This is a genomic window from Aureimonas sp. AU12, from assembly GCF_001463705.1.
GTDB lineage: Bacteria > Pseudomonadota > Alphaproteobacteria > Rhizobiales > Rhizobiaceae > Aureimonas.
Map to the genome: position 1 here is coordinate 13671 of NZ_BBWH01000021.1, position 12415 is coordinate 26085.

Genomic DNA, 12415 nt, shown 5'->3' on the forward strand with positions numbered 1-12415 from the left:
TTTCCTTTACCACGATCGAGCCGGGAAAGGCGCGCGTCGGGTGTTCGTCATTCAATCCTCATCTTTCCCGGCAAAATCGCGGCAATGCACTCGTCTGTCGACAGTCGACGACGAGTTGACTTATGAGTGATCCCGACTTCATCGGCAGGAAGGAAGAGTGCATGCGCAAGGTCAGGAAGGCCGTATTCCCGGTGGCAGGACTGGGAACGAGGTTCCTCCCCGCCACGAAGGCGATTCCGAAGGAGATGCTGACGGTCGTCGACCGGCCCGTGATCCAGTACGTGGTGGATGAGGCGCGCCAGGCCGGGATCGAGCACCTGATCTTCGTCACCGGGCGCAACAAGGGCGTCATCGAGGACTATTTCGACATCCAGGTCGAGCTCGTCAGCACGCTGTCGGAGCGCGGCAAGAAGGCCGAACTGGCGCTGCTCGAAGAGATGCAGCCGACCGCCGGCACCGCCAGCTTCACCCGCCAGCAGGCGCCGCTCGGCCTCGGCCATGCCGTCTGGTGCGCCCGCGAACTCGTCGGTCCCGAGCCCTTCGCGCTCCTTCTCCCCGACATGATCATGCAGTCCGAGCAGGGCTGCCTGAAGAAGATGGTCGAGCTCTACGAAGAGACCGGCGGCAACGTCATCTCGGTCGAGCAGTGCGACCCGAAGGAGACGAACAAGTACGGCATCGTCGGGCGCGGCTCCGACGTCGGCAACGGCTTCAAGATCGACGGCATGGTCGAAAAGCCCAAGCCCGAGGAAGCGCCATCGAACTTCTTCATTTCCGGTCGCTACATCCTGCAGCCCGAGATCTTCGACATCCTGTCGACGCAGGAAAAGGGCGCCGGCAACGAGATCCAGCTCACCGACGGCATGCTCAAGCTTGCCCAGAAGCAGGATTTCTTCGGCTATCACTTCACCGGCCGCACCTTCGACTGCGGCTCGAAGGAAGGCTTCATCCAGGCCAACGTCGCCTTCGCGCTCTGGCGCCACGACATTCGCGGCAAGGTCTTCGACAACCTGCAAGAACTGATGCAGACGGTCGAGCCGATGGAGCGCCGCAACGAGACCCGCACCGCCGCTGAATAGGCCGGGCGAGCCGAGACTCGAAAAGAAAAGGGGGCGCTTTCGGGCGCCCCTTTTTCACGCCGGCCGTGGCCTCGCGTCAGCGCTGCAGCCGGACGCCGAAGCGCAGCGTGTTGGCGGCGTAGTCACCGATCGAGCCGAGGGTGTCGAAGCGGTCGTAGCGGTAGCGGCCGAGCAGCGCGAGCTGCCGGTTCAGCCAGTAGGTGAAGCCGGCCTCCGCCGAATAGACGCGCTCGCGCTCGCCCACTTCGCGATCGCGCAGCGCCGCGATGAGCTGCGTCTCGAGGTCGAGGCGCGCCGTGGCGCGGTGGCGAAGACCGAGCGTGCCCTGGTACAGCGTCGCCGTATCGGTGCCCGAGGCGTCGGGCTCGAAGAAGGTCGCGGCCTTGAGGAGAACGTCGGTGCCCCGGCGCGGCGACCAGGTCAGCGCGGCGTCGAGCGTCGGGCTGCCGGTGGTCTTGAACGCGTCTTCGTCCGGCACGTTCCAGGCATAGCCGAGCGCCACCTCGCCGCGCAGCTTCTCGCCGAAGTTCAGGCCGAGCCCGGCCTTCGCCGCCGGAATGACGCTGTCGCGCGAGACGCCGAGTGCGCCCGCATCGTCGAAGACGCGGCGGCCGGCGCTGAGCGAGACGAAGGGGCTGAGCGGCGCATCGAGATCGTAGCCGCCGCGAAGACCGGCGGTGTAGGTCGAGAAGCTGTCGCCGGGCGACAGCGTGCCGCCGTCGAAGACGCCGTCCTCGCGGTCTTCGCGTACGGCCTCAAGCGTCATCGCCGCGTTGAAGCGCCCGATGTCGCGCGCCAGCTCGCCGCTCACCGAGTAGGCGAGAACGTCGGACTGGTCTGCGGCGATCTGCGACTCGCCGGTGAGGATGCCGTCGTCGCGGCTGAAGGCCAGCGCCCCGCGCAGCGTCGCCGTCAGCTCGCGCGAAAGATCGAGCCGCAGCCGCCCGTCGAGATCGATCTGCGGCTCCTCACGGACGGGGCCCTCGAAATTGCGCCGATAGGCGGCGGCGGCGTTGATCTCGGCCTCGTGGCGCGACCAGTCGGAGACGGCGCGCGCCGACAGCGTGGTCTGCGAAAAGGCGCCGCGCACCCCGTCGCGCGAATTGGTGAGATTGTCGGAGACGCCCAGGCTCTGCTCGATCGTCGGCGTGACGACGAAGCGACCGACCCGCACGCCCACCGGCGCGAACGGGTCGTCAGCCGAGCTCGGCAGAGAGCGGCGGAGCGCATCGAGGCCGGTGTTCAGCCGCCGGCCGCCGACATCGTCGAAGGCGGGGCTGCGCACCGGGCCGATGGAGCGGAAGAGATCAGCCGCCTCGGACGGGCCCGCCGCGGGATCGTCGGCCGTCGGCACCGCGCCGATGCGCGGGGCGCGCGTGGCGGCCTGCGGCGCGTCGGCGGCGGCCGGCTCGTCCGGCAGGTTCTCGCGGCGCGAGATGGCGGGGCCGGCGAGGAGATCGACGGGGGGAACCTCGACGATCCCGTCGGCGGACGGCGCATCGGCGCTCCGCTCGCCGGGTGCGCGCAGCGGCGCATTCCCCAGATCCTGTCCGAGACTGCGCGAGTTGTCATTGCCGCTGCGCCCCAGCGGTTCGACCAGGCGGCCGTTGCCGTCGCCCGGCACGCCGCGATCGGACGTGGGTGCGTCGGTGCCGATGGCGTCGGTGCCCGTGCGAAGCTGAAAGCCGTCGGAAAACCGCGCGTCGTCGCCGAGCACCCTCGACGCTGTCGGCGGGGGGGGAGGGGCGTCGCTCGCCTCCTGCGCCGACGCACAGGACGCCCAGAGGGCCAGCCCGCAGCTTGCGAGCGCCCATCGCGCCGATCTCCTGCGGGGCCGTTGCGCCATCGTCCAACTCGTTCAAGATGTCGCCGCCGGCGGGACTGCGGGCGGCAAGGCTGAACGATTGGTAAACGCCGATGGTTAACGCAACCTTGACGCGGTGAAGGATGGAGGAGGCGTTTCTGGGGGCCTTCGCTCGTCCTTGAGGAGGCAGGGACCCCCGCGCGGGTGGCCAGCCGGCTCGCGTCGCGCTAGAGCATCGCGCGATGACCCGTGACCCCGTATCCGCCGCCGCCCCGCCGCCCTCGCCGGGGCAGCAGTCCGCCCTTCGCACCGTGCGCACCGAGGCGAATGCGCTCGACGCCCTCGCCGCCGCCCTCGACGGCGAGATGGGCGCGGCCTTCGAGCGCGCGCTCGGCCTCATCGCCGCCGTAAGCGGGCGGCTCATCGTCACCGGCATCGGCAAGAGCGGGCATGTCGGCGTGAAGATCGCCGCGACCTTCGCCTCGACGGGCACGCCGGCCTTCTTCGTCCATCCGGTCGAAGCCACGCACGGCGATCTCGGCATGATCGGCGCGGGCGACGCGGTGCTCGCCATGTCCTGGTCGGGCGAGTCGGCGGAACTGCAGGGGATCGTCGCCTATACGAGGCGCTTCCGCATCCCGCTCATCGCGATGACCTCGCGCGAGCACTCGGCGCTGGCGCGCGAGGCCGACGAGCGCCTGATCCTGCCGCGCGTCGAGGAGGCCTGCCCGCACGGGCTGGCGCCGACCTCCTCGACCACGATGCAGCTGGCGCTCGGCGACGCGCTGGCGGTGGCGCTGCTGGAGCGTCGCGGTTTCACGCCCGGCGACTTCCGCGTCTTCCATCCCGGCGGGCAGCTCGGCGCGAGCCTGCGCCTCGTCGGCGACATCATGCATCGGGGCGAGGCGCTGCCGCTGGTCGCCTCGGGCACCTCGATGTCGGAGGCGATCGTCGCGATCTCGCGCAAGGGCTTCGGCTGCGTGGCGGTGGTGGACGAGGCGGGGCGTCTGCTCGGCATCGTCACCGACGGCGACCTGCGCCGGCATCTGGCCGCCGACCTCCTGCAGCGCACGGTCGACGAGGTGATGACCCGCGCGCCGAAGACGATCCGCCCGGAAACGCTGGCGGTGAAGGCGCTGGACATGCTGAACGCGGCCAACATCACCGCGCTGATGGTGGTGGAGGACGGGTTGCCGGTCGGCATCATCCATCTCCACGATCTCCTGCGCATCGGCGTTGCCTGAAGCGTCAGGTCGCGGCCGGGTCTGGAGCCGATCCGGACAGCGGCTCGACGATGAGCACCGAGCCGCGCGCGCCGACGATCCGCACCGGCGTGCCCGCGGCCAGCGCCGGCCCCTCGGCCTGCCAGCCGCCGTCCTCCACCGCCACTCGCCCGCCGCCCGGCCCGATCGCCTCGATCACGGTTCCTGTGCGTCCGACCAAGCGGTCGGTGCGCCGATGCAGGCTGCCCGGCCCCGCGCCGATGCGGGCGCGATACCAGCGATGGCCAAGAAGGACGGTGGCCGCCGAGACCACCAGGAAGCCGACGATCTCGGCGGGGAGACCGAGGTTCGGCATGAGAAACCCGTTCATGCCGATCACCAGCGCCGCGATGCCGAAGAACAGGAAGTAGACGCCGGGCGCGACGATCTCGAGGCCGAGAAGCAGGAGGCCGGCGATCCACCAGCCATAGGCAGCCAGTCCGGCGATCATGCCTCGGGCGGCCCGGCGATCGGGAAGGTGGGGGCAACCGGGGCGGCGGCCGGGCGGCGGGACCTCGGCACGGCCGATGCGGGGGCGGGCGACGACGATGGCGGCGACGCATCGGACCCGAAGGCGGCCTTGGCGATCTCGCCGATCCCCGCGATCGAGCCCATCAGCGAGGCCGCCTCGAAGGGGATCATGATGACGCGCTGGTTGGGCGCGGTGGCGATCTTGCCGAGCGCCTCGGTGTAGCGCTGCGCGACGAAGTAGTTGATCGCCTGCACGTCGCCCGCCGCGATCGCCTCAGAGACGAGCCGCGTCGCGGTCGCCTCGGCCTCGGCCAGCCGCTCGCGCGCCTCCGCCTCGCGGAAGGCGGCCTCGCGCTTGCCCTCGGCCTCGAGGATCTGCGACTGCTTTTCGCCCTCGGCCCGCAGGATCTTGGCCGAGCGCGCGCCTTCGGCCTCGAGGATTTCGGCGCGCTTCTCGCGCTCGGCCATCATCTGGCGCGCCATCGAATCCACAAGGTTCTTCGGCGGGTTGATGTCCTTGATCTCGATCCGGGTGATCTTGATGCCCCAGGAACTGGCGGCCTGATCGACGACCCGCAGGATCCGCTCGGAGATCGCATCGCGGTTCGACAGGAGATCGTCGAGATCCATCGAGCCCATGACGGAGCGAAGGTTGGTCATCACGAGATTGAGGATGGCGTTCTTCAGGCCGGAGACCTCGTAGGCCGCGGCGGCGGCGTCGAGCACCTGGTAGAAGGCGACGCCGTCGGCGGCGACGGAGGCGTTGTCGCGGGTGATGACCTCCTGCGTCGGCACGTCCAGCACCTGCTCCATCATGTTGAGGCGATGGCCGATGCGCTCCACGAACGGGATGATGATGTTGAGGCCGGGCGTCAGGGTGCGCGTGTAGCGGCCGAAATTCTCGACCGTGTAATTGTAGCCCTGCGGCACGATCTTGACGGTCGAGACGAGCGCGACGACCGCCACCACCAGAAGCACCGCGACGAGGATGCCGCCGGCCGGCAGTCCATCGATCCAACCGTCCATTCGCAAGTCTCCCGCCGCTTCGCATCGCTCAAGCTCGGTTGTCGCCGATCCCGCCACGGGGAGCAACCGCAGGTTCCGACGTCGGGGCAGGGGGCGCAGACGCCTGGCACACGATCGCTTGACCGGCCGAGGCGCGCCGTTGAAGGCCGGTCGTGCGCGATTAATTGCGCGGATGAATTCGCGTGGTCATTCGACGCGCGAGCGTTTTCAACGCATCCTGCGCAAAGGACGATCCGCCACATGCCGAGACTTCGACCCTTTCTTGTCGCCGCCAGCCTTCTCGCGCTCAGCGCTGCCACCGCGCAGGCGCAGACCCCGATTGCCGACGTACCGGCGGTCGGCGCAGACCCCAACTTGCCGGCCATCGATAAGGCGCATGAGGGCACGATCAAGCGTGTCAGCGTTATCGGCTGGGCCGAGGGCGGCAAGCCGAAGGCTGTGGATGGGTTCGAGGTGGAGGCCTTCGCACGCGGCCTCGACAATCCGCGCTGGCTGCATGTCCTCGCCAACGGCGATGTGCTGGTCGCCGAAGCGTCGACGCTGATCAAGGCCGATGCCGGCTCGATCGACGGATCGGCGGCCGAGAGCGCCAACCGCGTCACGCTGCTGCGCGATGCCGACAAGGACGGCGTCTCCGACAGTCGTTTTACGCTTCTGGCGAACCAGTCGCAGCCCTTCGGCATGCTGGCGCAGGGCGACTTCCTCTATGTGGCCAATACCGACGGCGTGATGCGCTATCCGTTCAAGCCCGGCGAGACCGAGATCACGGCCGAGGGCACGAAGATCCTCGAACTGCCAGCCGGCGGCTATAACAATCACTGGACGCGTAACATCGTTGCCAATCCCGACGGCACCAAGCTCTACGTCACGGTCGGCTCGGCCTCGAATGCCGGCGAATACGGGCTTGCCGAGGAAGAGGGCCGCGCGGCGATCCACGAGATCAACCCGGACGGCACGGATCACCGCATCTTCGCCAGCGGCCTGCGCAATCCCAACGGCCTCGCCTTCGAGCCGGCCTCCGGCGCGCTGTGGACGGCGGTGAACGAGCGCGACGACATCGGCGACGATCTCGTGCCCGACTACGTCACCAGCGTTCGTGACGGCGGCTTCTACGGCTGGCCCTTCTACTACTGGGGCAAGAACCGCGATCCGCGCATCGAGCCGACCGCCAAGGTGGCGGACAAGGAGGTGCTCGTCCCCGACTACGCGCTGGGCGCCCACACCTCGACCATGTCGATCGCCTTCCCGGCAAGCGCCAGCTTCCCCGAAGCGTTCCGCGACGGCGCCTTCGTGGCACAGCGCGGCTCGTGGAACCGCTCGCAATATGCGGGCTACCGCGTGCTCTACCTGCCCTTCGTGGACGGCAAGCCCTCGGGCCAGCCGATCGACTTCCTCACCGGCTTCTTCCGCGACGAAGCGGCGGGCGAGGTCTACGGCCGGCCGACGGGCCTCGCAGCGCACGCCGACGGCTCGCTCCTCATCGCCGACGACGCCGGCAACACGATCTGGCGCGTCGCCGCGGCGGACTGAACGGAGAGACGGGCGGGCGGGCTGGCAGGACCGGCTCGCCCGGTCGCGTGCGATGGGGACCGTTGACGCCGTTTCATGATGGCTTTGAGGTTCGAGCGTTCGGCCTTCTCAGCTCAGCTTCTCAGCATGCGAACTCGCTGTCATCGTCTCAGGATCGTCATACCGGGCTCGACCCGGGATCCATGCCGCTACGCGTCCGGTCCACAGTGGTTCTTTCGTTCCTGCCAGGGCCTGCCGAAATGGACGACAGCGCCCTGGATCTCCCGGCTCGGGGCGGGATGACGAAGCGGAGAGGGAGTGTCGTGACAGGAGAGGGTCCGGCGCCCCGAACCCTCAGTCGAGCCAGCCGCGCAGTTCGCGGCGGACCATGTGCTCGATCACGTCCATGCCGGGCTCGGAATCGTTGAGGCAAGGGATGTGGGCGAACTTCTCGCCGCCATTGTGCAGAAAGATCTCGCCGGCCTCGCCCGCGATCTCTTCCAGCGTTTCCAGGCAGTCGGAGACGAAGCCGGGATTGAGGACGGCGATGCGCTTCACGCCCTTCTGCGCCAGTGCCTCCACCGTCTTGTCGGTGTAGGGCTGCAGCCATTCCTCCGGCCCGAAGCGCGACTGGAAGGTCGTCATCAGCCGCCCCTTCGGCCAGCCGAGGCGCTCGTCGAGGAGGCGTGAGGTCTTCTGGCAGTGGCAGTGGTAGGGGTCGCCCTTGCGGAAATAGCTCTGCGGAATGCCGTGATACGAGGTCAGCACATGCTCGGGCTCGAAGTCGAGCGTGGCGAGATGTGTCTCGATCGAGCGGGCGAGCGCGTCGATATAGACGGGCTCGTCGTGATAGGCCGGCACGGTGCGGGCCGCCGGCATCCAGCGCTGCGCCTGCAGGTGCTCGAAGAACTTGTCGTTGACGGTGGCCGTGGTCGAGGCCGCATATTGCGGGTAGAGCGGGAAGCAGAGCACGCGCTCGCAGCCCTGGCTCATCAGCGCGTCCATCCGCTCGGCGATCGAGGGCTGGCCGTAGCGCATCGCCCAGTCGACGATGACGCTCACATCGCCAGCCATTCGCTCCGCCAGTTTCTCCCCTTGCGCGCGGGTGAAGGTGCGCAGCGGGCTCTCGTTGCGCTCGTGATTCCAGATTTCCTCGTAGGCCTTGCCGGATTTCTTCGGCCGGGTGTTGAGGACGATGCCGTAGAGGATCGGGAACCACGCCGCGCGCGGCCATTCGATGACGCGCTTGTCCGACAGGAACTCGCGCAGGTAGCGCCGCATCGGCCGGTACGAGGTGCCATCGGGCGTGCCCAGATTGACGAGGAGGACGCCGATCTTCTTCGCGCGCACGACCGGATGGCTGGTCGGCAGGGGGCCGACGGCGGTGGTTGGGGAGATCTCGGCGCGAGCGTTCATGAGGGATCCGGACTGTCGATGGCGCGGCGGGCCTTGGAACGACCCGAACGAAACGCGGCGGTCCGGGCCGGACCGCCGCGCCGCAGATATGGCCGAGGGCACCGGGCCGCACAATGCGACCCATCCGCGCCGGGCCGGGAAGAGGGCTCAGGCGCAGCGATGCCCGAACGCGGATGCGCATCAGGCGCGGCGGCTGAACTCGAAGCGGCTGCCGCCGGAATTGACGCAGGCCAAGCGGCTCGCCGACATCAGGTTGCAGGTCACCGAGACCGACTCGTTGCGGGTGCGCGAGCGATAGATGATGCTGGCCTGCGTCGGGTTGGTCTTGGTGTAGTTGCCATCGGCCAGCACCGCGCCGGTCGCCGCTTCCTTCGAGGTGAAGCGCCCGCCCGCGAAGGAGGCGGTGTAGGCGACGGGGCCGCCGACCGACGACCAGTTGCCCTCGATGCCGGCCGGCGCCTGCGGCGTCAGCGCGATCTGCTGCTGGGGCTGCGTCTGGCAGCCGACGAGAAGCAGTCCGGCACCCAACGCGGATGGCAGAAGGAAAGAACGGCGCATGTCGGGGTGCTCCTCGAGCGGGAATCGGGTGAGAACAATTTTAAGGGATTTCGCGGCGCGAGTCATGGCATTCGACCGATGGAGCGGCCGGGTTCCCCGGCCATCCTCGGGCTCTCTCCCGATGCCCCGTCGCTACAGCACGGGGCCGACCGAGTTTTCGGACCGGCGCGCGGCGATCACCGAATGGATGGAGCCGATCGTCTCGATCGACCGGATGCGCCCGTCGCTGGTGAAGCCGAACCAGTACATGGTGGTGCCGGTGACGAGCGAGCCGTTGGATTCGTCCTGTCGCGTCCAGTCGCAGCGGCTGGCGGCGTCGTCCCCTTCGACGATCGTGCCGCGCGGCTTGTAGGAAATGTAGGTCGCGCGCTTGAGAAGGGCGTTGAGGAAGGACTTGGCCTCTTCTTCGCCGTTCAGCCGGTACTCGCCCTCCATCCGGTCGAACCAGGGCGCGTCGATGATGCCGGCATTGTTCTTGTTGGAGAAGACGGCGCCGGGCGCGAAGTAGCGGGCAATGGTTCCGGACGAGCCCGACATCACGGCGTCCATGATCTCCTTGACCACCGCCCTGCGCTTCTGGGCCTCGCTCGAAAACTCGCCCATGCGGGTCGCTCCTGTAAGTGCATCAAGCACTTGAGCAACGATGGTAGTGCGCCGCCGGACAATGACCAGCGCAGACGCGAAAAGCCGCGGCGTTGCCGCGGCTTTTCCACGCTTGTTTATCCTTCGTCCTCTACCGAACGAGGATATTGCGGAATTGCCAGGCATCCTTCTCGTCGAGGTCTTCCGGGAACAGGCCGGGACGGTCGGTCAGCGGGGTCCAGTCGGTGTAGTAGCCCTTCACCGGACCGAGATAGGGGCGCTGGATCTCGAGGCAGCGGCGATAGTCCATCTCGTCGGCCTCGACGATGCCGGCCTCCGGGTTCTCGAGCGCCCAGACCATGCCCGCCAGAACCGCCGAGGTGACCTGCAGGCCGGTGGCGTTCTGGTAGGGCGCGATGCGGCGGGTCTCTTCGAGCGAGAGCTGCGAGCCGTACCAGTATGCGTTCTTCTCGTGGCCGTAGAGCAGCACGCCGAGCTCGTCGATGCCCTCGACCAGCTCGTTCTCGTCGAGCACGTGATGCTCGGGCTGGATCTTGCCGGCGGCGCCGAACAGCTCGTGCAGCGACAGTACGGCGTCATTGGCCGGATGGTAGGCGTAGTGGCAGGTCGGACGATAGGTGACCTCGTCCTCCTTGTTGCGATGGGTGAAGAAGTCGGCGATCGAGATCGACTCGTTGTGCGTCACGAGGAAGCCGTACTGGGCGCCGGGCGTCGGGCACCAGGAGCGCACGCGCGTGTTGGCGCCCGGCTGCTCGAGGTAGATCGCGGCCTGGCAGCCCTTCTTGTGCTCCTTGGCGTTCTTGGGCATCCACTTCTCGTGCGTGCCCCAGCCGAGCTCGGCCGGCTGCATGCCCTCCGACAGGAAGCCCTCCACCGACCACGTGTTCCAGAACACGTCGCGGGGCTTGGGGCTCGCGGCGACCTGCGTGTCGCGCTCGGCGATGTGGATGCCCTTGACGCCGACCTTCTTCATCAGCTTGGCCCAGCCCTCGCGGTCGTCCGGGCCCGGCTCCTCGAACTCGGTGCCGGTGTCGCGCGCGACATCGACGAGCGCCTGCTTGACGAACCAGGAGACCATGCCGGGATTGGCGCCGCAGGTGGAGACCGCCGTGGTGCCGCCGGGGTTCTTGCGCTTCTCCTTGCGCAGCGTCTCGCGCAGCGCATAGTTCGTGCGGTCGGCGTTCGACATGTTCTCGTCGAAGTAGAAGCCGAGCCAGGGCTCGATCACCGTGTCGATGTAGAGGACGCCGAGCTCGCGGCACATGCGCATCAGATCGACCGAACCGGTGTCGACCGAGAGGTTGACGAGGAAGCCCTGGCCCTCGCCCTGCGTCAGCAGCGGGGTGAGAAGGTCCTTGTAGTTGGCGCGGGTCACCGCCTCCTGCACGAACTTGATGTCGCGCTCGTCGAGAAGGTGCCGGTCGTTGTCGCGCGGGTCGATGACGGTCATGCGCGACTTGTCGAACTTGAAGTGACGTTCGATCAGCGGCAGCGTCCCGCGGCCGATGGAGCCGAAGCCGATCATCACGATCGGACCGGTGATCTCGGCATGAACCGGGTGGTTCTCGTGCGCCATGCGGATTTTCCCTTCGGGCTGGACTCTTGTCTGAACCGCCGGGCTAGAGCAGAACGCTGTCAAATAAAAGGGCAAAGCGGCGCCGGGTTGTGCCGGGATGCCCGCGCCACCCGTCCCGCATCCCGCAAAGGCGCTCGCCGATCATGGAATTGCCGCGCCCGCTCCGGTCCGCCGTCGATGCCGCGCTGGTCGGCGTGCCGACCGCCGACCTCGCGCGCGCCGGCGAGATCCTGTCGGGGCGCTACCGGGCCGAGACGCGCGACGGGCGGCTGCATCTCTCGGACGATCTCTTCGCCCGCGCCTATATCGCCGCCCGCCTTCCCGCGACCTTCGCCGCGCTCGCCGCATCGATCGACGCGGTGGCGCAGGCGCTGCCTGGTTTCGAGCCCAAAAGCCTGCTCGACGTCGGTGCCGGGCCGGGCACCGCGCTCTGGGCCGCCACCGGGCGCTGGCCGCAGATCGACGCCGCGACGCTGCTCGAAGCGAGCCGCCCTATCCGCCGCATGGGCGAGCGGCTGGCCGAGGGGAGCTTCGGCTTCGCCCCGGACTGGCGCGAGGGCACGCTCGGTGCCGATCTCACGGCGTTGCCAGCGGCCGATCTCGTGACGATCTCCTACGTGCTCGACGAACTCGACCCCGCCGCGTTGCCGATGCTGGTGGATCGGCTATGGGAGCGGACCGCCGGCGTCCTTCTCGTGGTGGAACCCGGCACGCCCGCCGGCTGGCGGCGGATCCTCTTGGTGCGCGATCGCCTGCTGGCCCTCGGCGCCGCCATCGCCGCCCCTTGCGCCCATGAACGCACCTGTCCGGTGACGCCGCCGGACTGGTGCCATTTCGCGCAGCGGGTGGCACGCACGCGCATTCATTTGCGCACGAAGGAGGCCGTGGTGCCCTTCGAGGACGAGAAGTTCATCTATCTCGCGGCCTCGCGCGCCCCGGTTCCCGTGCAGCGCAACCGCGTCCTCGCCCCGCCGCGCGCCGGCAGCGGCAAGGTCCAGCTCAAGCTCTGCAGCCCCGACGGCGCGCTGGCCGAGACGCTGGTGACGAAGCGCAACGGCGAACGCTTTCGCGAGGCCCGGCGTGCCGACTGGGGCGATGCGGTGGGCTGACG

At 68.5% G+C, this 12415-nt stretch carries 11 protein-coding genes; 4 read left to right on the forward strand and 7 right to left on the reverse strand.

Features of this window, described 5'->3' with window-relative positions:
- The first annotated feature begins 161 nt into the window (after window positions 1-161).
- Entirely contained in the window at window positions 162-1079 is a 918-nt protein-coding gene (galU, locus tag AUL33_RS07770) for a UTP--glucose-1-phosphate uridylyltransferase GalU (protein ID WP_062206532.1), read from the forward strand.
- A gap of 76 nt (window positions 1080-1155) precedes the next feature.
- On the opposite strand, the gene AUL33_RS07775 is transcribed toward galU, so the two are convergent.
- A complete protein-coding gene (locus AUL33_RS07775; protein ID WP_062206197.1) occupies window positions 1156-2796 on the reverse strand; it encodes an outer membrane beta-barrel protein in 1641 nt (546 codons plus the stop codon).
- A gap of 329 nt (window positions 2797-3125) precedes the next feature.
- Between AUL33_RS07775 and AUL33_RS07780 the strand changes: the two genes are divergently transcribed.
- Window positions 3126-4127 (forward strand): SIS domain-containing protein, encoded by a 1002-nt coding sequence (locus AUL33_RS07780; RefSeq protein ID WP_062206200.1) that lies wholly within the window; start codon window positions 3126-3128, stop codon window positions 4125-4127.
- A gap of 4 nt (window positions 4128-4131) precedes the next feature.
- Here the strand turns inward: AUL33_RS07780 and AUL33_RS07785 are convergent, their stop codons facing one another.
- Window positions 4132-4596, reverse strand: a complete 465-nt coding sequence (locus AUL33_RS07785) for an NfeD family protein (RefSeq protein WP_062206203.1) — start codon at window positions 4594-4596, stop codon at window positions 4132-4134.
- Window positions 4593-5642 (reverse strand): SPFH domain-containing protein, encoded by a 1050-nt coding sequence (locus AUL33_RS07790; RefSeq protein ID WP_062206206.1) that lies wholly within the window; start codon window positions 5640-5642, stop codon window positions 4593-4595. Before AUL33_RS07790 ends, AUL33_RS07785 begins: the two co-directional genes overlap by 4 nt.
- Window positions 5643-5882: 240 nt before the next feature.
- Here AUL33_RS07790 and AUL33_RS07795 point away from each other — a divergent pair, with 240 nt between their 5' ends.
- Window positions 5883-7172: a sorbosone dehydrogenase family protein gene (locus AUL33_RS07795; protein WP_062206209.1), complete on the forward strand. Its 1290-nt coding sequence runs from the start codon at window positions 5883-5885 to the stop codon at window positions 7170-7172.
- A 333-nt stretch (window positions 7173-7505) separates the two neighbouring features.
- On the opposite strand, the gene hemH is transcribed toward AUL33_RS07795, so the two are convergent.
- The 4 genes from hemH to AUL33_RS07815 form a co-directional block, all read right to left on the reverse strand.
- Window positions 7506-8567: a ferrochelatase gene (gene hemH, locus AUL33_RS07800; RefSeq protein ID WP_062206212.1), complete on the reverse strand. Its 1062-nt coding sequence runs from the start codon at window positions 8565-8567 to the stop codon at window positions 7506-7508.
- A 180-nt stretch (window positions 8568-8747) separates the two neighbouring features.
- A complete protein-coding gene (locus AUL33_RS07805; protein ID WP_062206215.1) occupies window positions 8748-9125 on the reverse strand; it encodes a hypothetical protein in 378 nt (125 codons plus the stop codon).
- Between the two features lie 132 nt (window positions 9126-9257).
- Complete coding sequence (locus AUL33_RS07810; protein ID WP_062206218.1) at window positions 9258-9728, reverse strand: nuclear transport factor 2 family protein; 471 nt, start codon at window positions 9726-9728, stop codon at window positions 9258-9260.
- Window positions 9729-9858: 130 nt separating this feature from the next.
- Window positions 9859-11304, reverse strand: a complete 1446-nt coding sequence (locus tag AUL33_RS07815; protein WP_062206221.1) for a homospermidine synthase — start codon at window positions 11302-11304, stop codon at window positions 9859-9861.
- Window positions 11305-11447: 143 nt separating this feature from the next.
- On the opposite strand from AUL33_RS07815, the gene AUL33_RS07820 reads away from it, so the two are divergent.
- Window positions 11448-12413 (forward strand): small ribosomal subunit Rsm22 family protein, encoded by a 966-nt coding sequence (locus AUL33_RS07820; protein ID WP_062206223.1) that lies wholly within the window; start codon window positions 11448-11450, stop codon window positions 12411-12413.
- The last annotated feature ends 2 nt before the right edge of the window (window positions 12414-12415 follow it).

Excerpts from the sequence above, each read along its gene's own strand:
- AUL33_RS07820 (WP_062206223.1), top strand. The coding sequence starts at position 11,448 with ATGGAATTGCCGCGCCCGCTCCGGTCCGCCGTCGATGCCGCGCTGGTC.
- AUL33_RS07795 (WP_062206209.1), top strand. The coding sequence starts at position 5,883 with ATGCCGAGACTTCGACCCTTTCTTGTCGCCGCCAGCCTTCTCGCGCTC.
- galU (WP_062206532.1), top strand. The coding sequence starts at position 162 with ATGCGCAAGGTCAGGAAGGCCGTATTCCCGGTGGCAGGACTGGGAACG.
- AUL33_RS07780 (WP_062206200.1), top strand. The coding sequence starts at position 3,126 with ATGACCCGTGACCCCGTATCCGCCGCCGCCCCGCCGCCCTCGCCGGGG.
- AUL33_RS07810 (WP_062206218.1), bottom strand. The coding sequence starts at position 9,728 with ATGGGCGAGTTTTCGAGCGAGGCCCAGAAGCGCAGGGCGGTGGTCAAG.
- hemH (WP_062206212.1), bottom strand. The coding sequence starts at position 8,567 with ATGAACGCTCGCGCCGAGATCTCCCCAACCACCGCCGTCGGCCCCCTG.
- AUL33_RS07805 (WP_062206215.1), bottom strand. The coding sequence starts at position 9,125 with ATGCGCCGTTCTTTCCTTCTGCCATCCGCGTTGGGTGCCGGACTGCTT.
- AUL33_RS07790 (WP_062206206.1), bottom strand. The coding sequence starts at position 5,642 with ATGGACGGTTGGATCGATGGACTGCCGGCCGGCGGCATCCTCGTCGCG.
- AUL33_RS07815 (WP_062206221.1), bottom strand. The coding sequence starts at position 11,304 with ATGGCGCACGAGAACCACCCGGTTCATGCCGAGATCACCGGTCCGATC.
- AUL33_RS07785 (WP_062206203.1), bottom strand. The coding sequence starts at position 4,596 with ATGATCGCCGGACTGGCTGCCTATGGCTGGTGGATCGCCGGCCTCCTG.